The organism is Pseudomonas fortuita (genome assembly GCF_026898135.2).
In the GTDB taxonomy this organism is placed as follows: Bacteria; Pseudomonadota; Gammaproteobacteria; order Pseudomonadales; family Pseudomonadaceae; genus Aquipseudomonas; species Aquipseudomonas fortuita.
This window is the reverse complement of sequence record NZ_CP114035.2, coordinates 5,293,399-5,314,438: the sequence shown is the minus strand read 5'-3', so window position 1 is coordinate 5,314,438 and position 21,040 is coordinate 5,293,399. Positions and strand designations below refer to the sequence as shown.

23 protein-coding genes are annotated in these 21,040 nt (G+C 62.9%); 10 read left to right on the top strand and 13 right to left on the bottom strand.

Annotated elements, in window-relative coordinates:
* Positions 1-134: 134 nt before the first annotated feature.
* On the bottom strand, positions 135-500 hold the full coding sequence (locus OZ911_RS24370; protein WP_023047384.1) for a PilZ domain-containing protein: 366 nt from the start codon (positions 498-500) through the stop codon (positions 135-137).
* Between the two features lie 177 nt (positions 501-677).
* Here OZ911_RS24370 and OZ911_RS24365 point away from each other — a divergent pair, with 177 nt between their 5' ends.
* The 3 genes from OZ911_RS24365 (at position 678) to yjiA (ending at position 4,081) form a co-directional block, all read left to right on the top strand.
* Complete coding sequence (locus OZ911_RS24365) at positions 678-2,744, top strand: carbon starvation CstA family protein (protein ID WP_016489096.1); 2,067 nt, start codon at positions 678-680, stop codon at positions 2,742-2,744.
* A gap of 17 nt (positions 2,745-2,761) precedes the next feature.
* Positions 2,762-2,959 (top strand): YbdD/YjiX family protein, encoded by a 198-nt coding sequence (locus OZ911_RS24360; RefSeq protein WP_003251633.1) that lies wholly within the window; start codon positions 2,762-2,764, stop codon positions 2,957-2,959.
* A gap of 144 nt (positions 2,960-3,103) precedes the next feature.
* On the top strand, positions 3,104-4,081 hold the full coding sequence (yjiA, locus tag OZ911_RS24355; protein ID WP_031311797.1) for a GTPase: 978 nt from the start codon (positions 3,104-3,106) through the stop codon (positions 4,079-4,081).
* Here yjiA and OZ911_RS24350 read toward each other — a convergent pair.
* A complete protein-coding gene (locus OZ911_RS24350) occupies positions 4,041-5,528 on the bottom strand; it encodes a methylenetetrahydrofolate reductase C-terminal domain-containing protein (RefSeq protein WP_023047382.1) in 1,488 nt (495 codons plus the stop codon). The genes yjiA and OZ911_RS24350 overlap by 41 nt on opposite strands.
* A 208-nt stretch (positions 5,529-5,736) precedes the next feature.
* Here OZ911_RS24350 and OZ911_RS24345 point away from each other — a divergent pair, with 208 nt between their 5' ends.
* On the top strand, positions 5,737-6,537 hold the full coding sequence (locus tag OZ911_RS24345; RefSeq protein ID WP_375341490.1) for a 5-methyltetrahydropteroyltriglutamate--homocysteine methyltransferase: 801 nt from the start codon (positions 5,737-5,739) through the stop codon (positions 6,535-6,537).
* Between the two features lie 168 nt (positions 6,538-6,705).
* Here OZ911_RS24345 and OZ911_RS24340 read toward each other — a convergent pair whose 3' ends face one another.
* The gene (locus OZ911_RS24340) at positions 6,706-7,884 is read right to left on the bottom strand and encodes an acetyl-CoA C-acetyltransferase (protein WP_024718026.1); all 1,179 of its coding nucleotides are present in this window, start codon (positions 7,882-7,884) and stop codon (positions 6,706-6,708) included.
* 175 nt (positions 7,885-8,059) lie between these two features.
* On the opposite strand from OZ911_RS24340, the gene OZ911_RS24335 reads away from it, so the two are divergent.
* Both OZ911_RS24335 and OZ911_RS24330 read left to right on the top strand, forming a co-directional pair.
* Positions 8,060-8,326 (top strand): PepSY domain-containing protein, encoded by a 267-nt coding sequence (locus tag OZ911_RS24335; protein ID WP_016489091.1) that lies wholly within the window; start codon positions 8,060-8,062, stop codon positions 8,324-8,326.
* Entirely contained in the window at positions 8,323-8,856 is a 534-nt protein-coding gene (locus OZ911_RS24330; RefSeq protein WP_023047704.1) for a cytochrome b/b6 domain-containing protein, read from the top strand. Before OZ911_RS24335 ends, OZ911_RS24330 begins: the two co-directional genes overlap by 4 nt.
* A gap of 124 nt (positions 8,857-8,980) precedes the next feature.
* Here OZ911_RS24330 and OZ911_RS24325 read toward each other — a convergent pair whose 3' ends face one another.
* The 4 genes from OZ911_RS24325 to OZ911_RS24310 are packed head-to-tail and all read right to left on the bottom strand — an operon-like array spanning position 8,981 to position 13,115.
* Positions 8,981-10,090 (bottom strand): agmatine deiminase family protein, encoded by a 1,110-nt coding sequence (locus OZ911_RS24325; protein WP_016489089.1) that lies wholly within the window; start codon positions 10,088-10,090, stop codon positions 8,981-8,983.
* Between the two features lie 3 nt (positions 10,091-10,093).
* Complete coding sequence (locus OZ911_RS24320) at positions 10,094-11,179, bottom strand: extracellular solute-binding protein (protein WP_031311934.1); 1,086 nt, start codon at positions 11,177-11,179, stop codon at positions 10,094-10,096.
* Positions 11,180-11,181: 2 nt separating this feature from the next.
* Positions 11,182-12,078 (bottom strand): N-carbamoylputrescine amidase, encoded by an 897-nt coding sequence (aguB, locus tag OZ911_RS24315; protein WP_023047706.1) that lies wholly within the window; start codon positions 12,076-12,078, stop codon positions 11,182-11,184.
* Entirely contained in the window at positions 12,075-13,115 is a 1,041-nt protein-coding gene (locus OZ911_RS24310) for an agmatine deiminase family protein (RefSeq protein WP_023047707.1), read from the bottom strand. Before OZ911_RS24310 ends, aguB begins: the two co-directional genes overlap by 4 nt.
* 135 nt (positions 13,116-13,250) lie before the next feature.
* Here OZ911_RS24310 and OZ911_RS24305 point away from each other — a divergent pair, with 135 nt between their 5' ends.
* From OZ911_RS24305 to OZ911_RS24295, 3 genes are all read left to right on the top strand, one after another.
* Positions 13,251-14,105, top strand: a complete 855-nt coding sequence (locus tag OZ911_RS24305; protein WP_016489085.1) for a LysR substrate-binding domain-containing protein — start codon at positions 13,251-13,253, stop codon at positions 14,103-14,105.
* A 291-nt stretch (positions 14,106-14,396) separates the two neighbouring features.
* A complete protein-coding gene (gene fabV, locus OZ911_RS24300) occupies positions 14,397-15,608 on the top strand; it encodes an enoyl-ACP reductase FabV (RefSeq protein WP_023047709.1) in 1,212 nt (403 codons plus the stop codon).
* A 161-nt stretch (positions 15,609-15,769) separates the two neighbouring features.
* Positions 15,770-16,672, top strand: coding sequence for an alpha/beta hydrolase family protein (locus OZ911_RS24295; RefSeq protein WP_060517411.1), 903 nt, complete (start codon positions 15,770-15,772; stop codon positions 16,670-16,672).
* Between the two features lie 111 nt (positions 16,673-16,783).
* On the opposite strand, the gene OZ911_RS24290 is transcribed toward OZ911_RS24295, so the two are convergent.
* From OZ911_RS24290 to OZ911_RS24275, 4 genes are read right to left on the bottom strand one after another with little or no spacing between them, the layout of a single operon-like run.
* Positions 16,784-17,125 carry a HopJ type III effector protein gene (locus OZ911_RS24290; RefSeq protein ID WP_016489082.1) on the bottom strand — a complete coding sequence of 114 codons (342 nt, stop codon included), beginning with the start codon at positions 17,123-17,125 and terminating at the stop codon, positions 16,784-16,786.
* Positions 17,118-17,414 (bottom strand): DUF1244 domain-containing protein, encoded by a 297-nt coding sequence (locus OZ911_RS24285; RefSeq protein ID WP_010955294.1) that lies wholly within the window; start codon positions 17,412-17,414, stop codon positions 17,118-17,120. The genes OZ911_RS24290 and OZ911_RS24285 overlap by 8 nt, the downstream gene beginning before the upstream one ends.
* 9 nt (positions 17,415-17,423) lie before the next feature.
* Positions 17,424-18,161: a dihydromonapterin reductase gene (gene folM / locus OZ911_RS24280; RefSeq protein WP_023047710.1), complete on the bottom strand. Its 738-nt coding sequence runs from the start codon at positions 18,159-18,161 to the stop codon at positions 17,424-17,426.
* 33 nt (positions 18,162-18,194) lie between these two features.
* Positions 18,195-18,755, bottom strand: coding sequence for a putative antibiotic biosynthesis monooxygenase (locus OZ911_RS24275; protein WP_016489080.1), 561 nt, complete (start codon positions 18,753-18,755; stop codon positions 18,195-18,197).
* Between the two features lie 218 nt (positions 18,756-18,973).
* On the opposite strand from OZ911_RS24275, the gene OZ911_RS24270 reads away from it, so the two are divergent.
* Positions 18,974-19,909 carry a MerR family transcriptional regulator gene (locus tag OZ911_RS24270; RefSeq protein ID WP_070086424.1) on the top strand — a complete coding sequence of 312 codons (936 nt, stop codon included), beginning with the start codon at positions 18,974-18,976 and terminating at the stop codon, positions 19,907-19,909.
* On the opposite strand, the gene OZ911_RS24265 is transcribed toward OZ911_RS24270, so the two are convergent.
* Entirely contained in the window at positions 19,894-20,511 is a 618-nt protein-coding gene (locus tag OZ911_RS24265) for a PilZ domain-containing protein (protein ID WP_023047711.1), read from the bottom strand. The two genes, OZ911_RS24270 and OZ911_RS24265, sit on opposite strands and share 16 nt — an antisense overlap.
* 59 nt (positions 20,512-20,570) lie before the next feature.
* Complete coding sequence (locus OZ911_RS24260) at positions 20,571-20,999, bottom strand: PAS domain S-box protein (protein WP_023047712.1); 429 nt, start codon at positions 20,997-20,999, stop codon at positions 20,571-20,573.
* Positions 21,000-21,040: the final 41 nt, after the last annotated feature.

Here is a 21,040-nt window from a genome sequence, read left to right as displayed (position 1 = left end):
ATGCAGAAGGCGTACCAACTCATCAAATGCTGTATTAGAGGGGTGTGTACAAAGTGCAGCTACCCAGCCTTAAAGCTGTCTGGGTAGACAGGAAACACAACGCGGGAAGGCTATTAGCTAGCTAAAAGATTTCATTATTCGATGAGTTCGCGCAGCTCACGCATCATTCTGGTGCTGTCAGCCCCGTTCAATTCCACAAGACGGTGCAAATGGCTCATCGAATCAATGTCGATGTACAAGCAGATGAAGCCCAGTCGGTTCGGTTCTTCGTGGCGCAGTTCGACCTGCATCTGCACCTCGGTCACTTCGTCGTTGAGCACAATGTAGGCTTCGAAGTCCTGGCTCAGGTCGGGATCCCAGGGTTGCGGGCTTTCGACCAGCAGGCCTTTGAGGGACAGGTCGAGCAGTTTCACCTCCCAGCAACGTTCGCCCTGGCACAGCCTGGTCGGGGCGTCGAACGGGATACGCAGGAAGCGGCGGCGTTCGTCGTGATCGCTCATGGCATGGATCCTCGGGTAGGTCCTAAAGTGACATCCTGACTATAGTTAAAATGCTACGTGCATCAGGTACCGCAATCTGGCCGCAGAGGCTCTAGACCAAAGCAAGTGTGGCAATGCGCGATGACTCGCCCTAGACTCGGTGGGCGGTCTTTCCAATCCACCAGCTGGAAGCTAACCATGAACAACAATAATAGCCTGCTACGCCACATTCCGTGGCTGGCGCTGGCAGTCATAGGGGCCTGCGCGCTGGGTGTGGTCGCCCTGCGTCGCGGTGAGGCAATCAACGCCTTGTGGATCGTGGTCGCGGCAGTGGCCATCTACCTGGTTGCCTACCGTTACTACAGCCTGTTCATCGCTACCAAGGTGATGCAACTGGACCCGCGCCGTGCTACCCCTGCGGTGCTCAACAACGACGGCCTGGACTACGTCCCGACCAACAAACACATTCTTTTCGGTCACCACTTCGCTGCCATCGCCGGCGCAGGCCCCTTGGTCGGCCCGGTGCTCGCCGCGCAAATGGGCTACCTGCCCGGCACGCTGTGGCTGATCGCCGGCGTGGTGCTGGCCGGTGCGGTGCAGGACTTCATGGTCCTGTTCCTGTCCACCCGCCGCAACGGCCGTTCGCTGGGCGACATGGTGCGCGAGGAGATGGGCCGCATTCCGGGCACCATCGCCCTGTTCGGCTGCTTCCTGATCATGATCATCATCCTCGCGGTGCTGGCGCTGATCGTGGTCAAGGCCCTGGCCGAGAGCCCGTGGGGCATGTTCACCGTCATGGCGACCATCCCGATCGCGATGTTCATGGGCATCTACATGCGCTATATCCGTCCGGGCCGCATTGGCGAGATCTCGGTCGTTGGCGTGGTACTGCTGCTGGCCTCGATCTGGCTGGGCGGCGTAATTGCTGCGGATCCGGTCTGGGGCCCGGCGTTCACCTTCACCGGCGTGCAGATTACCTGGATGCTGGTGGGCTACGGCTTCGTCGCCGCAGTGCTGCCGGTGTGGCTGGTGCTGGCGCCGCGTGACTACCTGTCGACCTTCCTCAAGATCGGCACCATCGTTGGTCTGGCCATCGGTATCCTGATCATCGCGCCCGAGCTGAAAATGCCCGCGCTGACCCAGTTCACCGACGGCACTGGCCCGGTATGGAAGGGCACCCTGTTCCCGTTCCTGTTCATCACCATTGCCTGTGGTGCGGTGTCCGGCTTCCACGCGCTGATCTCTTCGGGGACCACGCCCAAGCTGCTGGACAACGAAACCAACGCCCGCTACATCGGTTACGGCGGCATGCTGATGGAATCGTTCGTTGCCATCATGGCCATGGTCGCCGCGTCTGTGATCGAGCCGGGCGTGTACTTCGCCATGAACAGCCCGGCCGCCGTGGTGGGCGCAGACGTTGCCTCGGTGGCGCAGACGGTCAGCAGCTGGGGCTTCCTGATCACCCCCGAGCAGCTCGAAGCCGTCGCCCGTGACATCGGCGAGCACACCATCCTGGCCCGTGCCGGCGGTGCGCCAACCCTGGCGGTCGGTATCGCGCAGATCCTGCACCAGGTGTTGCCAGGTGAGAACACCATGGCGTTCTGGTACCACTTTGCGATCCTGTTCGAGGCGCTGTTCATCCTCACGGCGGTGGACGCCGGTACCCGTGCCGGGCGCTTCATGCTGCAGGACCTGCTTGGCAGCTTCGTGCCGGCGCTCAAACGCACCGAGTCGTGGGGGGCCAACCTGCTTGCCACCGCGGGTTGCGTGGCAATGTGGGGTTATCTGCTGTACCAGGGCGTGATCGACCCGCTGGGTGGCATCAACACCTTGTGGCCGCTGTTTGGCATCTCCAACCAGATGCTGGCCGGTATCGCCTTGATGCTCGGTACTGTGGTGCTGATCAAGATGAAGCGTCAGCGTTACATCTGGGTCACCTTGGTGCCGGCCGTGTGGCTGCTGATCTGCACCACTGCCGCAGGCCTGATCAAGCTGTTCGACCCGAACCCGGCCGTTGGCTTCCTGGCCCTGGCCAAGAAGTACAGCACGGCGCTGGACGCCGGCCAGGTACTGGCCCCGGCCAAGGACATCGGGCAGATGCAGCACGTGATCTTCAACGCCTACACCAACGCGGGCCTGACGATTCTATTCCTGCTGGTGGTCTTCAGCATCCTGTTCTTCGCCATCAAGGTCGGCTACGCCGCCTGGGGCCGCAAGGAGCGCAGCGACAAGGAAACCCCGTTCCAGGCCCTGCCTGACGCGTAATCGAGAGGACTGCAATCATGTTCAACGACTTGGGTCGACTGGGAAAATACCTGGGGCAGGCAGCCCGCCTGATGGTCGGTATGCCCGACTACGACAACTATGTCGAACACATGCAGAAGACGCATCCGGACAAGCCGGTGATGAGCTACGAGGCGTTCTTCCGCGAACGCCAGGAAGCCCGTTACGGCGGCAAGTCCGGGCCCAAATGCTGTTGAACCCTAAGCGTTGACCTGTCCGGCCTCATCGCCGGCACGCCAGCTCCCACAGGTACTCCATAGGCCACAAGTCTGTGCAGTACCTGTGGGAGCTGGCTTGCCGGCGATGAGGCCACTGTTTTTTCCGCACAGGAGATGTTCTGCGTGCAGACGCCTATTCCCGTAACCGTACTCACAGGTTTCCTTGGTGCTGGCAAGACCACCTTGCTCAAGCACATGCTCAAGGCCGAGCACGGCCTGAAGATTGCCGTGATCGAAAACGAATTCAGCGAGGCCGGCATCGACAGCCAGCTGCTGGGCGACGAGCCGGTGCAGGTGATGACCCTGGCCAATGGCTGCGTGTGCTGCAGCATCCACGGCGACCTCACACGCGCCTTGTACCTGCTGCTCGAACGCCTGGACGCAGGCGAGATCGCCTTCGAGCGCCTGGTCATCGAATGCACCGGCCTGGCCGACCCGGCGCCTGTGGCGCAAACCTTTTTCATCGACGAGGAGCTGCGTGAGCGCTATATCCTTGACGGCATCATCACCCTGGTCGATGCGGTTCATGCCGAACTGCACCTGACCCAGACCATCGCCCAGGCCCAGGTCGGCTTTGCCGATCGCCTGCTGCTGAGCAAGACCGACCTGGCTGAACCGGCTGCGGTGCAGGCTCTGCGCGAGCGCCTGGCGCGCATCAATGGCCGGGCCGCCATCGGTGTCGTCGAACACGGCCGCATCGACCTGGCTGAGCTACTGGATGTGCGTGGTTTCAACCTCAACCCTGACCTGGGCGCAAACCTGAAACCGGCGCTTCGCCCGGTGCTCAAGCCCGCCACGCCGGACAGGATCTCGACGCTGGTGCTGCGCACGGAAACCGCGCTGGATATCGACCGCCTCAGCGGTTTCATGAACGAGCTGCTGGAAACTCATGGCAAACAGCTGCTGCGCTACAAGGGCGTGCTGAACATCGCCGGTGAAGACCGCAAGCTGGTCTTCCAGGGCGTGCTCAAGCTCTACGGCTTTGACTGGGACGCCCAGTGGGCCGAGGGTGAAACCCGTGAGAGCGTGATGGTGTTCATCGCCGATGAACTGCCCGAGGCTATGATTCGGGCTGGCTTCGAGGCGCTGGCTGCGGGCTGACCCGCCGCGGCGTTGCGGCCTGGAACCACTGCGGCCACGAGCTGCGGTGGCGGGTTTCAACCTCGATGCACGGGATCAGGCGCTCGGTCAGCACAGCGGTCTGCCGCACTGCCTTGGCGGTGCGGTACTTGACGCTGTGGATGCACTCGCGGTCGCCGAACTCGCAGCGGTTCAGTGCGGTACCGCCGCAAGGGCCGTTGGCCAAGCCCTTGGGGCAGGTTTCCGGGCAGACGTACAGCGTGTCTTCCAGACGGCAGCGGCCGCACGTATCGCAACCCACCCATGGCCGTTTCACCGCACGTTCCACTTTGTGCAACACCTGAGCACCAACGCGCGTAGCCCACAGCGGCCGGCGAACCGCCCAGCCAAATGCCTTGCTCAAGCCATTGCGGCGGCTGAACAGCAGCGAATGCATGCCGTGCATCAGGTGATAGCGTGCTTTCTCTTTGAAGGAGGCATCGACCCGCGATTCGCCCTGCCGCCAGGCCGCTTGCGGCGGATGGAAGATCACCGCCGGCAGCCCGGGCATCTGCCAACTGGCCTGCCAGGCGGGCGCCCACTGCTCCAGCGTGTGGACCTGGGTTTGCCAGTGCTCGATACGGGCTTCCAGAGCCAGCAGCTGTTTGAGTTCGTGAACCCCTGACAGGTGCACACCGGCGTAACCCATCAGCTTTACACCGATGATCTGCAAGGCCAGGCGGTCAACACTGCGCGCCTGGGCAAACACCTTGGACTGCGCGGTCTCCGCTTCGAGCATGTCACGCATGGACGGGGTGACAGTGACGCCGGCCACGTGGTCGAGCATGGCCGCACGCCCGTGGGTAAGGCTCATGAGGCAGGCCAGCATGGGCAGGGGCGTGGGCTGGCGGCGCATCCAGTGCATGGCTTCCTGATGCTTGGCGGCGTCGAAGCCCAGTTGCAGCGTGAGGAAGTCGGCCCCCGCTGCCAGCTTTTTCTCGGCCTTGAAATACTGGGCGCCGCCTTCTTCCTCACAGTACTTGAACGGGTTCAGGGCAGCGCCCAGCAGCCAGTGCGGGCAAGCCTGGCGGGCGAGCTGCAGGGCGGCGACCGATTCCAGGTAGCGTACGGGGCGTTGGCCGGGCTCGTGGCCGGGCAGGCGGTCGCCGGTCAGCAGCAACAGCTGGTCGAGGCCCGCGGCGTCCATACGCTGCAGTTGGGCGAGCAGGTGGTGACGCTCGCGGTCCTTGCCGGAAAAGTGCGGCAAGGCAGGTACCGGGTTGCTGAAAGCGGCGAGGGCGTCCAGCGGCGACATGTCCAGCGGGCTGCCGACGCGATCGCCGATGGCCACGGTCATCGGCCAGCCGCACAGGTGCGCACGGGCCATGATCGCTTCCATGGCGGCGAAGCGTTCTGTGGAAGGCTTGGGGACGAACTCCATGACGCAGACGAAGTTCTGTTCGCGCAGCGCGGTTTTCAGCAGGCTCATGTGGCCGGGCACCTGGTGTGGTCAGGGTGGCATTGTGCGGCACAAGGCGGGCGGGGTCATGTCCGGATGCGCAGGGTGGTGCTCTGAATGAGACATCAGCATGATCATGAAAAAATCTTGGGTTCATCTCAAATTTAATGAGTTTGTCTCAAACCATTGTCAACCGGACAATCCCCTCATTCATTTATGCATGCTGAAGGGACAAGACATGGCACTGGCACACAACCTGGGCTTTCCACGCATCGGTGGCAACCGCGAGCTGCGTGCCCGCCACTGGCAGGTGCAGAAAGACGCCGGCATCGAACTGCTGCCCGTTGGCGACTTTGCCTGGCTTGACCAACCGTTCGACCTTGGCTGGGCGCAACTCTTCGACGAAGTGGCGCAAGCCAAGGCCTTGGGCCACGCGGTCAAGCCAGTGGTAATCGGCCCATTGACCTATTTGTGGCAGGGCGAAAACAACGACGGGACCGACAAGCTGGAGCGCCTCGAGACCCTGCTGCCGCTCTATGACCAGTATCTCAACCGCCGGGCTGCGCTGGGCGTCGAGTGGGTACAGATCGATGAGCCGATTCTCGCCGAACATCTGCCTCAAGACTGGAAAAACGCTTTCGAGCGCGTCTATAACATCCTTCAGCGCGCGCCCTTGAAGAAGCTGATTGCCACCTACTCGGGTGGCCTTGGCGGCAACCTCGGCCTGGCCGCCAACCTGCCGGTCGATGGCCTGCACATCGACCTGGTGCAGGCACCCGACCAGTACGTGACCATCCTCGACCGCCTGCCGGCCTACAAAGTGCTTTCGCTGGGCCTGGTTGACGGCGTCAACCCCGCGCCTTGCAACCTGGGACAGACCCTGGACCTGCTGTACGATGCCCATGAGCGCCTGGGAGAGCGGCTGTGGCTGGCGCCATCTTGTGCGCTGCTGCACTGCCCGCTGGACCTGGCTGTGCAGAAGTGCCAGGAAGTCGCGGTGCTGGCTGCTGCACTGGAACAGAACCGCGCTGCGGCTTGATCATCGGCTGCCTGTGCCGGCCTCTTCGCGGGTAAACCCGCTCCCACAGGTACAGTGCAAGCCTTGAAAATTCATGTGGTCCCTGGCCCCACAGGTACAGCATAAACCTTGAAACTTGTGCGGTCCCTGTGGGAGCGGGTTTACCCGCGAATAGGCCGGGCCTGCTGATCAGCGCTCGATCGCCAGCGCCACGCCTTGCCCACCCCCGATGCACAAGGTCGCCAGGCCTTTCTTGGCGTCCCGCTTGATCATCTCGTGCAGCAAGGTCACCAGCACCCGGCACCCGGAAGCGCCAATCGGGTGGCCCAGGGCAATCGCCCCGCCATTCACGTTGACCCGCGCAGCATCCCATTCCAGCACCTTGCCCACTGCCAGCGCCTGTGCGGCAAAGGCTTCGTTGGCTTCGATCAGGTCCAGTTCGGCCAGTTGCCAACCGGCCTTGTCCAGGCAACGCTGAGTCGCTGAAACCGGGCCGATACCCATGATTGCCGGGTCTACCCCTGCACTGGCATAGGCGGCGATCTTCGCCAGCACCGGCAGGCCCAGGGCTTTGGCCTTGGCGGCACTCATCAGCAGCACGGCGGCGGCGCCGTCATTCAGGCTGGAGGCGTTGCCAGCGGTAACGCTGCCATCCTTCTTGAACGCAGGACGCAGTTTGGCCAGGGAGTCAGCGGTGGTGTCCGGGCGTGGCTGTTCGTCCTGGGCGAACACCTTGGGCTCACCTTTTTTCTGCGGCAACACGATCGGGGTGATTTCATCGTTGAAGCGCCCGGCCTCGATGGCCGCCACGGCCTTGCGCTGCGACTCGGCGGCGAAAGCGTCCTGCTGTTCACGGCTCAGGCCGTACTTGTCCACAAGGTTCTCGGCGGTGATGCCCATGTGGTAGTCGTTGAAGGCATCCCACAGGCCATCGGTGATCATGCTGTCGATCAGCTGGCCATGGCCCATACGCTGGCCAGTGCGGGCTGAAGGCATCACATAGGGGGCAAGGCTCATGTTTTCCTGGCCACCGGCAATCACAACATCGGCATCACCGCAGCGGATGGCCTGTGCGGCCAGGTGCAGTGCCTTGAGGCCCGAGCCGCAGACCTTGTTCAGGGTCAGTGCCGGTACGCTGTAGGGCAAGCCGGCCTTGATCGCGGCCTGACGCGCCGGGTTCTGGCCGGCACCGGCGGTGAGCACCTGGCCGAGGATCACTTCGTCCACCTGCGCCGGGTCCAGCCCGGTCTGCTCCAGCAGGCGCTTGATCACGGCGGCACCGAGGTCGACCGCAGGTACCGTGGCCAGGGCGCCCTGAAAGCTGCCGATGGCGGTGCGGGTAGCGGCGACGATGACCACGTCATTCATGTTGTTGTTCTCCGTGCGATGGGCGTAATGCCCAAGCATCGGTGGCTTTGGCTCATTTGTTAAGTTTGTTTTTCTTTCGGATTGATGTGAAAAACAAATCAATGGGCGCTCGGCGGGCTATCCAACTAAGCTGAATTCCGTGCTGTTTTCACTCAACTGAATGGAGCCCATACCCATGCGCACCCTCATCGCCTTGATGCTACTGATCGGCAGCAGCACAGCATTCGCCGCCACCCAATGCACCACCGCAGACAAAAGCACCTGGCAAGACCAGGAAAAGTTCCAGGCCCAGCTCAAGGAGCAGGGTTACAAGATCAACAAGTTCAAGGTTACCAAGGGCAACTGCTACGAGATCTATGGTCTCGACAAGGATGGCCGCAAGGTCGAGATCTACCATGACCCGGTGAGCGGCAAGGCGGTCAAGTCCGAGTACCACGATTGAACAGCGACGGCACGGTGCAGCTGTGGGACCCGCTCCTGCGGCTGTGCCATCTCTCCATCGCCGGTGTGTTCTTCGCCGACTATTTTTTCAACGAAGAAGGTGACGACTGGCACCAGTGGCTGGGTTACTACGCACTGGCCTGTGTCGTGGCGCGCGTGGTCTGGGGCTTTGTCGGGCCACCCAGTGCGCGCTGGGCCGATTTCTGGCCAACCCCGGCGCGCCTGGCAGTGCATGCCCGTGCGCTGCTGCGCGGCGAGCCTTGTCATCGCCTGGGGCATTCGCCAATTGGCGCCCTGGTGATGCTGTTGATGCTCACCGGTATCGCAGGGCTGGTCCTGACCGGCTGGGCGTCCCAGGAGGTGGACGCGCTGTGGGGCGCCGATTGGCCGACCGACCTGCACAGCTGGTTGGCCGATGCGGTGTTGGCGTTGGTGTGTGTGCATGTGCTGGCGGCCATCTACGAGAGTGTGCGCCTGCGCGAGAACCTGCCGTTGTCTATGATCACCGGGCGTCGACGGCGCCGGGATTGAATTTAACTGTGCCGGCCTCTTCGCGGCTAAAGCCGCTCCCACAGGTATTACACAGCCCTTGAGAGCGGCGGGGCCCTTGTGGGAGCGGCTTTAGCCGCGAAGAGGCCAGGTCAGGCAACACAACTCAAACAGCCGGACACTGATGGGTCACACAGTGAATCCCGCCACCCCCGGCGGCAATGGCATCAATATCCAGCTGCACGATATCGCGCCCCGGGTACAACGCCGCCAGCAACGCCCGAGCCTCTTCATCCGCCTGCGCATCACCAAACTGCGGCGCGATGATCGCGCCATTGATCACGAAGTAATTGACGTATCCGGCCGCAAAGTCTTCATTGCCCTTGCTGAACCTGTTACGCCGCCCGCGCTGTGGCGGTGACACGACATGAATCTGCAACGTCCGGCCTTCTGCATCGGTAGCGCGCTTGAGGATCTCAAGATGCTTGCGCGTCACGCCGTGGTCATACGATTCCGCGTCGTTGTCCAGGTTGGCAATCACCACCCCCGGCCGCACGAAGCGGGCATAGAAATCCACATGCCCGTCAGTGATGTCCTCACCGGCGATGCCCGGCAGCCAGATAACCTTGCTCAACCCCAAGCGCTCCTTGAGCTCGGCCTCGACCTCGGCCTTGCTCCAGCCCTTGTTGCGGTTGGCATTGACCCAGCTGCTTTCGGTCATGATGCCGGTGCCATGGCCATCCACTTCGATGGCACCTCCTTCACCGACCAACTCGCTGCGCTGATAGCGCGCGCCGGCGAGTGTGGCGATCCGCTTGGCCAGCTGTGCATCGTTGCGGTGGCGCTGCTTGTTGCCCCAGCCGTTGAAGTTGAAATCCACCGCGCCCAGCGCGCCGTCGTCATTGAGGACGAAGTTGGCGCCGATGTCGCGCATCCAGATGTCGTCCAGTTCGCACTCGACAAAGCTTGTGCGCGGGCTGGCGCAGTGCTGCTCGGCCAGCTTTCGTTCGCTTGCCCGGCAGAACACGGTGACCGGCTGATAACGCGCGATGGCTTGGGCTATGCGGCCCAGGGCAGCTTGCACATCGGCGGTGAAGTCTTCCCAGATGACATCCTGGGCGCCGAAGGCGATGAAGGCGCGCTGCTGCGGTTCGCCCTCGTCAGGCATGAGCCAGCGCCCGGGCTCGTCGGCGCGAGTCAGGCCCAGGGGCAAGCCAAGGCCGGTGCCGAGGCCGGCCGCCAGTGACAGTTGCAGGAAGGTTCTACGGCTTGGCATGGCTCAGTCCTGTGCAGTCTTGAAGCGTGTCCACACGCGCATGCGTGCCCGCATGTCAGCCTGTGGAATATCGCGGCCCGGTATTAGTCGGGCATAGGTTGCTTCGTCGAGGTAGATATCGGGGTTGTCGCGCATGCGTGGGTCCACCGCCTGGCGCGCCTTGGCGCTGGCTGTGGGGTAACCGGTGAAGTTGCTGATGGCAGCCATGTTCGCCGGGCGCATGACGAAGTTGATGAAACGATAGGCGTATTCCGGGTGCCTGGCGTCGGCCGGGATGGCCATGGTGTCCATCCACACCGTGGTGCCTTGGCGGGGCACGCGGTACTGGAAGTCCAGGTGCTTGCCTGCGGCCTCGGCCGTGCGCTGGGCCTGGATCACGTCGCCGCTATAGCCCAGGGACACGCACAGGTTTTCGTTGACCAGTTCGGTCACCGGCTGCGACTGGAACTTGCGCACATACGGGCGTATGGCCTTGAGCAGCTCGCTGGCGGCGGCCAAGTCTTCACGCTTGGCGCTGCGTGGCTCGCGCCCCAGGTAGTTGAGGACCACAGCCAACACTTCGTCGGGCGAGTCGATGACCGAGATACCGCAGTCGGCGAACTTGGCCGCCAGCTCCGGCTTGAACAGCAGGTCGAGGTTGTCCAGCGGCGCATCGGGCATGCGCTGGCGGACTTTCTCGGCATTCACCGTCAGGCCGATGGTGCCCCAGGTGTAGGGGACGGTCGCCTGGCTGGCCCTGGGGTACCGGGCATGCAGCTGGCGCAGGCCAGGCTCGATGTCGTCCAGTGCCTCAAGGCGGCTGTGGTCCAGTGGCTGCAGGCTGCCGGCGCGCATCAGCCGTTCGGCAACGGTGTCACCGGGGAACACCAGGTCGTAGCCACTGCGCCCGGACATCAGCTTGGCTTCGAGTACTTCACTGCCGTCCATGACGTCGTAGATGACCTGGATGCCGGTTTCGGCCGTGAACTGCTTCAGGGTGTCCTCGGCAAAATAGTCGGCCCAGTTGTACAGGCGCAAAACGGCCTGTTCGGCCTGGGCCTGGCTGGCGCAAATGGCCAGCGCCAATGCGGCTAGAACGTGGTGTTTCATGCTCAGGCCCTCAGGGTATGGGGATGCTTGCCGTCCAGAGTCAGCAGTGGGGCGTACATTTCCGGGCGACGGTCGCGGTAGATGCCCCAGCTCAGGCGGTCATCGCGCATGCGTGCCAGGTCCAGGTCGTGCAGCCAGATGCCGCCGTTGTCACGGTCGGCCTCGGCGAGCATGGCGCCCTTGTGGTCGCAGATGAACGACGAACCATAGAAGCGCATGCTCAACGAAGCGTCGCTGGCGGCGACTTCATCGCCTACGCGATTGGCCGCCACCACCGGCAACAGGTTGGCGGCGGCGTGGCCGCGCATGGCCACCTGCCAATGGTCGCGTGAGTCCAGTTCGGCGCAGCCGGGCTCGGAGCCGATGGCGGTGGGGAACAACAGCACTTCGGCGCCCATCAGTGCCAGGCAGCGAGCGGTTTCGGGGAACCACTGATCCCAGCAGATACCAATGCCCAGGCGGCCAAAGGCGGTATCCCAGACCTTGAAGCCGGTGTCGCCAGGGCTGAAGTACTCCTTCTCCTGGTAGCCGATAGCGTTGGGGATGTGGGTTTTGCGGTACACCCCGAGCAGGCGGCCGTCGGCATCGGCCACGGTCAGCGAGTTGAAGAAGGCATTGCCGGCGCGCTCGTACCAGCTCAGCGGCAGCACCACGCCCAGCTCGCCGGCCAGCGCAGCGAAGCGCTGCAGCATCGGGCTGCCGGGGTAGGGCTGGGCGAGGGCCTGGTGCTGGTGGTCCTGTTCGATGCAGAAGTACGGGGTAGCGAACAGCTCCTGCAGCAGGATCACCTGGGCGCCTTTGGCAGCGGCTTGGCGCACAAGCTGTTCGGCGCGGTCGAGGTTATCGGGCAGGTTCCAGCTGCACGGCATCTGAGTGGTGGCCACCCGTAGCAGGCTCATGGCTGTACCTCCGGCTGCTGCTGGGTAATGCAGTGGATGCCGCCACCGCCGTGGGCTATGTGGTCGATACGCACGGGTACGATCTGCCGGCCCGGGAAAGCGTGGGCCAGCTGTGCAGCGGCCTCCTTGTCGGCGGCGATGCCGTAGGCCGGCATGATGATTGCGCCGTTGGCGATGTAGAAGTTGGTGTAGGACGCACAGAACACTTCGGCGTTATGGTCGACCGCGGCGGTGGCTTCGTACAGGTCCAGCAGTTCGAAGTGTCGGCCCCGGGCGTCCGTGGCCAGTTCCAGGGCACGGCGGTTTTCCCGCACAACTTCGGCGTACAACGAGCCTTGATCATGCGTGGCGTCGACCAGCAATACGCCTGGCCGGGCGAAGGCACACACGCCGTCGATGTGGCCGTCGGTCATGTCGCCGGTGACGTATTGCGGGTCACCCGGCAGCCAGACGGTCTTGCTGATGCCCAGATGGCGGGCAAAGCAGGCTTCGAACTCGGCCTTGCTCACACCAGGGTTGCGGTTGGGGTTAAGCAGCACCGATTCTGTGGTGATCAGCGTGCCTTCACCATCGACATGCACCGCGCCACCTTCGTTGCATAGCGAGGTGCTGAAACCGTCGAGGCCTAGCTGGTCGAGGATGCGCCGGCCCAGGCTGCGGTCCAGACCATGCTGCGACTTGTCGCCCCAGGCATTGAAGCGCCAGCTCAGGCCGGCCAGGCCATGCTGCGGGTGGCAGACGAAACTCGGGCCGCTGTCACGGCACCAGCTGTCGTCCACTGCCAGTTCGATCAGCTCGATGTTGGCACCGCAGAGCGCGCGGGCGCTGGCCACGGCAGACGGGTCGACCACCATCTTCACCGGCTCGAAACGAGCGATGGCCGCTGCGACCCGAGCGTAGTCCTGCTGTACATCGGCCAGGCGCACGTTCCAGCCGCTTTCCCACAAGTCCTGATTGTGTGGCCAGATCATCCAGGTTGCCGCGTGACGTGCCCATTCGGCGGGCATGCGCCAGCCACTGTCGAGGAACAGGTGCATAGTGAACTCCGATCTATGAAGGATTTTTATCAACGAAGCCCGCCGTCGCGGGTGTTGGTATTCATGCTATGGCTAGGCCTGGCGGGCGACAAACGATAGATTTAGCGCACATCTGATTAGCAGGGCTTATCAATCATGCTTAAACACTGGCCACCTCTTAATGCCCTGCGCGGTTTCGAGGCTGCGGCGCGGCTGGGCAGTTTCCATAAGGCTGCCGAGGCGCTGAACCTCACGCAGTCGGCCATCAGCCAGCAGATCCGCAGCCTGGAAACCTACCTGGAGCAGCCGCTGTTCCACCGCAGCGGGCGTAGCGTGAGCCTGACCGATGCCGGGCATGACCTGCTCAGCACCACCCAATCGCTGTTGCAGCACCTGGCCGTGGGCATTCGTCGGCTTGACCAGTACCGCAAGCCTGACCAGTTGGTGGTCAACACCAGCCCGGCATTTGCCAGGCATTGGCTGTTGCCGCGGCTGGCTGACTTTCACCGGCGTTGCCCGCAGGTCGACTTGTGGCTGTTCACCAGCTTCGAGGTGCCGGACATGGCCACCGAGACCATCGACCTGGCCATCCGCGATGACCTCAGTGCCCAGGCCGAGTGCAGCTTCAGCGTGCTGCATCAGGATCAACTGTACCCGGCCTGCCATCCTTCAATGGCCGCTTCGGTTGTGCGCACTACCTTGCATGGCGAGCGGGAGATGGACTGGAGCCATTGGCAGCTGGAGGGTGGCGAGGATGTGGGGCAGCAGGGCAAGGGGCTGAATTTTTCCGATCCCGGGCTGTTGCTGGATGCGGCGAGCGAGGGGCTGGGGGTGGCCCTGGTCAGCCAGTTGCTGGCACAGCGGGCGATGGAGGAGGGGCGTCTGCAGGCGTTGTCGGCGCAGCGGGTACGGGGGCCGGCGTGGGCTTGCCTGGTGCATCGGGACAGTCAGGAAGATCCGCTGGCCCGGCAGTTTCTGGAGTGGTTGAAAGGTGCTTTGGCCTCAGAGTGATGTTGGCATTACTGGCCCTATCGCCGCCAAGCCAGCCCCCACAGGTACCCCACAGGGCGGAAGGTTTGCGCAGTCCTTGTGAGAGCTGGCTTGAACTGGCCTAATGATTTTGGACACCTTCATCGGGCGCTATGCCGACGATAGGGCCGGTACAGGTAAACCCAGGTTTTGCATCCTTTTGATCACCCCGTAATATGTGTCGGATAACCTGCGGGGGTAGTCTCACCCTCTGATCAATCGGAATCGCCCCACGCGGCGCTTCCCCGGCATAAACCTGACGAGGTACAGACATTGGCCATCATTCATCCTAAGGTTCGCGGTTTTATCTGCACCACGACTCACCCGAAGGGCTGCGAGCTCAACGTCCGTGACCAGATCGAAGCCACCCGCAAGCTGGGCGTGCGCGAGGATGGCCCGAAAAAGGTCCTGGTCATCGGTGCTTCCAGTGGCTACGGCCTGGCCGCACGTATCACCGCAGCGTTCGGTTTCAAGGCCGACACCTTGGGCGTGTTCTTCGAAAAACCAGGCACCGAAACCAAGGCCGGCACTGCTGGCTGGTACAACTCCGCTGCCTTCGACAAGTTTGCCAAGGCCGAGGGCCTGTACAGCAAGTCGATCAACGGTGACGCCTTCTCCGACGAGGCCCGTGCCAAAGTCATCGAGCTGATCAAGAACGAGATGGGTGGCAAGGTCGACCTGGTCATCTACTCGCTGGCCTCGCCTGTGCGCAAACTGCCGCAGACCGGTGAAGTCATCCGCTCGGCACTGAAGCCGATCGGCGAGCCTTACAAGTCGACCGCCATCGACACCAACAAGGACACCATCATCGAGGCCAGCATCGAGCCGGCCACCGAGCAGGAAATTGCCGACACCGTCACCGTCATGGGCGGCCAGGACTGGCAGCTGTGGATCGACGCCCTGGCAGGCGCCGACGTATTGGCCGAAGGCGCTCGCACCGTGGCCTTCAGCTACATCGGCAGCGACATCACCTGGCCAATCTACTGGCACGGTGCGCTGGGCCAGGCCAAGCAGGACCTGGACGATACCGCTCTGCGCCTGAACAAGAAATTGGCCGACGAAGTGAAAGGCGGCGCCAATGTGGCCGTTTTGAAATCGGTGGTCACCCAGGCCAGCTCTGCCATTCCGGTGATGCCGCTGTACCTGTCGATGGTCTTCAAGATCATGCAGGAGAAAGGCGTTCACGAAGGCACCCAGGACCAACTGGACCGTATGTACCGCGACCGTCTGTATCGCGCCGATGGTGCGCCGGCCGAAGTCGACGAGAAGGGCCGTCTGCGCCTGGACGACTGGGAGCTGCGCGACGACGTACAGGACGAGTGCAAGGCGCTGTGGCCAAAGGTCACCACCGAGAACCTGTTCGACCTGACCGACTATGCCGGTTACAAGAAGCAGTTCCTCAACCTGTTCGGCTTCGAGCGTGCTGACGTCAACTATGACGACGACGTGGCCACCGATGTGAAGTTCGACTGCATCGAGCTGTAAGCCGAACCGGGCTGGCCCTATCGCCGGCAAGCCAGCTCCCGCAGCTAGACCACAAGCCTCATGGCCTGTGGAATTCTGTGGGAGCCGGCTTGCCGGCGATAAGGCCAGCACAGGTTCAAGATTTTTTGCTAGTTTTGGCGCACAACAACAGGGAATGCGCCATGAGTAGCCTCACCCAACCCGCCACCCCTTTTCGCCAGGCCACAGCCGATGGCTACAGCCTCGGCGGCTTCTGCTGGCGTCACGCCCAGCCTGACCCCCAGCGCCCGCTGGTGATCATCAACGCGGCCACTTCGGTACGCTGCCGCTATTACTCCCGCTTTGCCGACTACCTGTTTGCCCAGGGCTGCGATGTGCTGACCTACGACTACCGTGGCATCGGTGAATCCCGCCCGGCTTCGTTGCGTGGCTTCCAGGCATCGTGGAGCGACTGGGGCCGTCTGGATTTCGAAGCGATGTTGGCGCATGCGGTCGAGCGTTTCCCCGGCCAGCCAATAGACGTGGTGGGGCACAGTTTTGGCGGTTGTGCAGTAGGCCTGGCACCGTCGGCCGGCCAGATACGCAGGGTAGTGATGGTAGGCGCACAGTTTGCCTACTGGCGCGATTACGCGGCTGATCAACGCTGGCGGCTGTTCGGCAAATGGCATGTGGTGATGCCTTTGCTAACCCGCGCTTTGGGCTACTTCCCTGGCAAGCGCCTGGGCTGGATGGAAGACACCCCGGCGGGGGTGGTGGATGACTGGACCACCCGTACGCCACGCTATGAGCACCGGCCAAGTGGGCGCCGGCTTGAGAGGGTACCGTTTGCCCACGTCCAGGCAGCGACGCTGGCCATCAGCTTGACCGATGACCCGTTTGGCACTGTGGCGGCGACCGAGCGGTTGCTGAGTTATCTACAGGGGGCCCGGCACCTGCGTATCGCGCCTGTGGATATTTCGGTCGAGGAAATTGGCCATTTCGCGTTTTTCCATGACCGGTTTCGCGAGAGCCTGTGGCCGGTGGCCTTGCAGTGGTTGATGCAGGGAGCGCTGGATGAAGGTGGGCCTGGCACCCTCATGGATTGAGGGTGCATTCTGTAGGAGCGGGCTTGTCCCGCGAATGGAGCCACGCGGTGCCTGGCACCGGCTTTGCCGGTGTTCGCGGGACAAGCCCGCTCCCACAGAGCCCCGCTTGTCTCACGGCTTGCGCGACAGCGGCTGCCCGGCAAATTTCACACCGGCCAAACCATGCTCGATCAGCGCACGGATATTGCCATGGTCGCTGCCCTCAGGCGTGGCCAGCACATCACGGTAGTGCTCGCCAAAGGCCAGCAGCGCTTCCTGGTCGCTCAGCCCTTCCAGCAACGCCAGGCCCAGTGTCTTGCACGAGCCTTCGTTTTGCCCGGCTGCGTTCTCCACGCCGCCGTTGTTGAAGGCCTGCGGCTGATAGCTGTAATTGTCGGCAATGAACGCCAAGGTATCGGCAAATACATGGTGGCCGCTGGCCAGGCTGGCGCGCAGGGTGTTCAGATCAGTCACGAGGTTTTCCTTTTTCGAACGCCGCTTGTTGTTCGGCGCTGGCTTCTTTCTGGTATTGGGCTTTCCACTCGGCGTAGGGCATGCCGTACACCGCTTCACGGGCGTCATCCAGGCTCAGGTCGAGCTGGCGCTCGTCAGCTGCGGCCTTGTACCACTTGGACAGGCAGTTGCGGCAGAAACCGGACAGGTTCATCAGGTCGATGTTCTGTACATCGGTGCGCTTTTGCAGGTGTTCGACCAGGCGCCGGAACGCGGCGGCTTCGAGTTCGAGCTGTTGCTGTGGGGTCATGGGCTTCTCTCAGATCATGCGGTTCTTCAAGTGGCGGCCACCGTTGATGACCACCTGGCTGCCAGTGCTGTACTGGCTGGCGAGCAGGTACTTGACTGTCTCGATCAGTGGGCCGGCGCCGGGTTCGAACTCCAGCAGGGCCTTTTTCAGGGTTTGCTGGCGGTAGGCTTCGTCGCCCCCTTCCTTGAGGATCAGCAGCCCGGGCAGGATACCGTTCACATGCACCTTGGGCGCATATTTTTCAGCGAACGACAGCACCATGTTCTGCAGCGCAGCCTTGGTGGCAGCGTAGCCGATGTGGCTTTTGCTGCCGCGCGAAGAGGTTTCGTCGCAGATATGGATGATGTCGGCTTTGTCCACCTTGGCCAGCAGGTCGCCCAGGCCCAGATTGAGGTGGTAGGGCGCTTCAACGTGCAGGCGGAACATGGTCTCGAGGTTGTCGAGCCCGTCATCGAGCCACAGCGAGGCGTTGTGGATGATGGCGCGCAGGCCGTCGTAATGGGTATGCAGGTGATCGATCAGGGCCTGGCGATCGGCTGCCAGGCACAGGTCGGCCTGAAAGTGCACGATGTTCGGGTGGGCCGTCTGTGGATGGACGCTGCGGCTGGCACTGACCACCGTATGGCCGGCCTGTGCCAGTTCAAGGGCCAGGGCCAGCCCGACGCGCTGGCTGGCTCCGGTAACGAGAATGGGGCTGTTCATGTTCGGGGCGGTCAACTTGTCTGTCCTTTGGTTGCCGCCCAGCATACCCGAACTGTTTCCTTGTTGTATGGCCTGGGTTCAGCGGCTGCGCAAGGCGCCAGTGGTGGCCGGGGAGGCATGCAGCCAACTGGCCAGCAGGCGGGTGGACAGGGGGATGAACAGGTACACCATCAGCGGCGTCAGGGCCAAGGTACTGAGCATTACCCGGGGCAGCATGTCCAGCGTCGCCAGCCAGGGGCCGAACAGCAGATTGAACGCCAGCGAGACCGGGAAAAATGCCAGCCAGATGGCCACGGCCTGCTTCCAGCGCGGTGGTTTTTGCACCGTATTGGTGCCAAACCAGTCGTCGATACCACTGACGCGCGCCTCTTTGGGGCGCTCGAACAGCCCGTTGCCGCGCTGCAACCAGGCCCGGCGCGAGGCGGAATGCTCCCAGGCATGCAGGGTGGGTTCGTCGCTGAAGCGGAAGATGATCTGGAATTCGTCGCCATCGGCGGGCGGGGCGAGGATGCCGGAACCGAGGTAGCCGGGGAAGTCGGTGGCCAGCTGCTCGCCTTCATGCAGCCAGGCCAGCAGGTCCTGGTAGCGGCCATGGGCGGCGCGGCGCGACACCATCAAGGTGACGGGTGGGGTAGACATCGTGTATCTCCTGGCAACGGGGCTGGCGGGTAGCTGGCCCCTTTGGCTACGTGGCCCGGGGTGGTGGGCTACGCAGGTGTGCATGCAAGAATCGGGCGCGGATTATCGCGCCTGTGTGATCTTCGGCAAATGTCAGCCGGCAAACGGTTGCACCCTGCGATCGGTGTCGGCGTAGTAGAATGAGCGCCCAAATTCCGCACTCAGGGTACGCCGTGCAGATGAACGAACATGGACGTGATCCGCTGATCGAAGTGGCTCTTGAGCAGCAGGAGCTGTTTCCGATCCGCGAAGTTTCCCGACTGACGGGTGTCAACGCCGTGACCCTGCGTGCCTGGGAGCGCCGCTACGGGCTGATTCAGCCAACCCGCACCGACAGTGGCCACCGTCTTTATTCCCAAGCGGACATCGATGATATCCGCCGTATCCTCGGCTGGCTTGAGCGCGGCGTAGCGGTGAGCAAAGTGGGCAGCATCCTCGCTCGCGGCCATGCCCTTGCCGAGCAGGTCAGCGGGGCGACGGACGCCTGGTTGCGCTGGCAGCACCAGGCGCGTCAGGCCGTGCAGCGGTTTGACATGGCCGGCCTGGACCGGCTGTTCGACGAGGTGTTTGCTGCCAACACCCTGGACCAAGTGTTCGCCGAGGTGTTCATGCCGGTTTGGCACGACCTGGCGGCCGGGCAGGGCGTCTATGGGCAGGCCAGCGAGTGGCTGTTCCTTGACCAGTTCTTGCGTGGCCGGGTATTTGCCCGTTTGCAGCTCGCCCAGGTGCCGCGTGGCCGCACAGTGCTGCTGGCAGCGTTGCCAGGGCAATGCCACGAACTGGAATTACTGGTGACCGGCCTGAGCCTGGGCAGCGACGAGATTGGCGTGACGCCCTTGGCAAGCGGGCAGCCGCTGCAGGAGCTGGCGCTGGTCTGCGAACGCCTGGAACCCGATGCCCTGGTGCTGTTTTCCCACCACCCACCCACGGCTGAACTCACCCGCCGACTGGTGCGCATGGCTGCGGTACTGGAATGCCCGTTGTTGCTGGCCGGCGAAGCTGCAGAAGTGGCACAGGACCACCTGGCAGGCAGCCAGATCGCCTGTCTGGGGGCGCAAGGTAGTGTGATGCGCCAGCGCTTGCGGCAGTTTCTGGCCGGTCAGCTCGATACTTGAGTGTGCAGTTCGGGGTGCGCCCGGCGATGGGCCTGGAGGATGTAGTCGCGCAGGCGGTCGATCTCTTCTGCCGGGCTCTGGCCCAGGTCGTAGGCTGCCAGGTCCGGGCCGATGCGCCGGCCCAGCACACCATGCAGTTCGATCGGGCTGATGTCGCCCGGTGCGAAGTTCAACTCGAAACGGGTGGGCGCTGTTGGCAAGCCGCGGATCTCAACCAGCACACCTTTGAACGAAATGTCGCGGACCCACAGGCCGCTTTGCTGCTCATGGCTGTCGAGCAACGGGCTGGGCGTATCCATCGGCAGCCGCCACGCGCGCAGCATGGGGCCGTCTTCGTAGATTTCCGGTGAACCCACTTGCAGATGCAAGGCGTGGAACTCGTCTTCCACCAACTGCAGCGGGAAGCTGATCTGCTGGTTGTTGAACTGGGCCTGCAAAGTCACTTGTTCGTTGGCCACCAGGCGGGTCAGCAAGCTCTGGATGCGACGGTCGCCATTGACCAGCAGGCTCGACATCGAGTCGGCCAGGTTCAACTGTGGCGAATGCTGCATGCTCTGGATGAAATCCAGCTCGTCCTGGGTCAGGAGCGCGTCTGCTTGCATGATCGAACTCGGTGGTGGCGATTTCTTCAACGGTATTGACCGTGCGTGGCGTACTTGGTTCAGGTGCGTTCGTCGGGTATCAGGCTAGCGCGCAGCTCGGCCAGTTCGCGCTCCAGTGCGATCTGGCGGCTGACATCCTTTTGAATCCCGATGAAATAGGATCGCCGTTCACTTTCGAGCCTTACCGGTGTAATGGACAGCTCGTTCCAGAACGCGCTGCCATCCTTGCGGTAGTTGCGCAGCACTTCGCGACAGGGGCGGCCTTCGGCCAAGGCCCTGCGGATGCGGGCACGGCCAAGCTGGTCACGGTCGTCGGCCTGCAGGAAGCGGCAATCCTGGTAGAGGATTTCGTCGCGGCTATAGCCGGTCAGGCGTTCGAAGGCGGCGTTCACGTAGATCAGGATGGTGTCGTCGCCTTCCTGTTCGGCAACCACGATCCCGTCATTGGACGCATCGACCATCGATTGCAGCAATTGCGCGTTGATCATGTCTGGGCCATTGAGCAAAGAAAGGCTGAAGGCGGCGACTT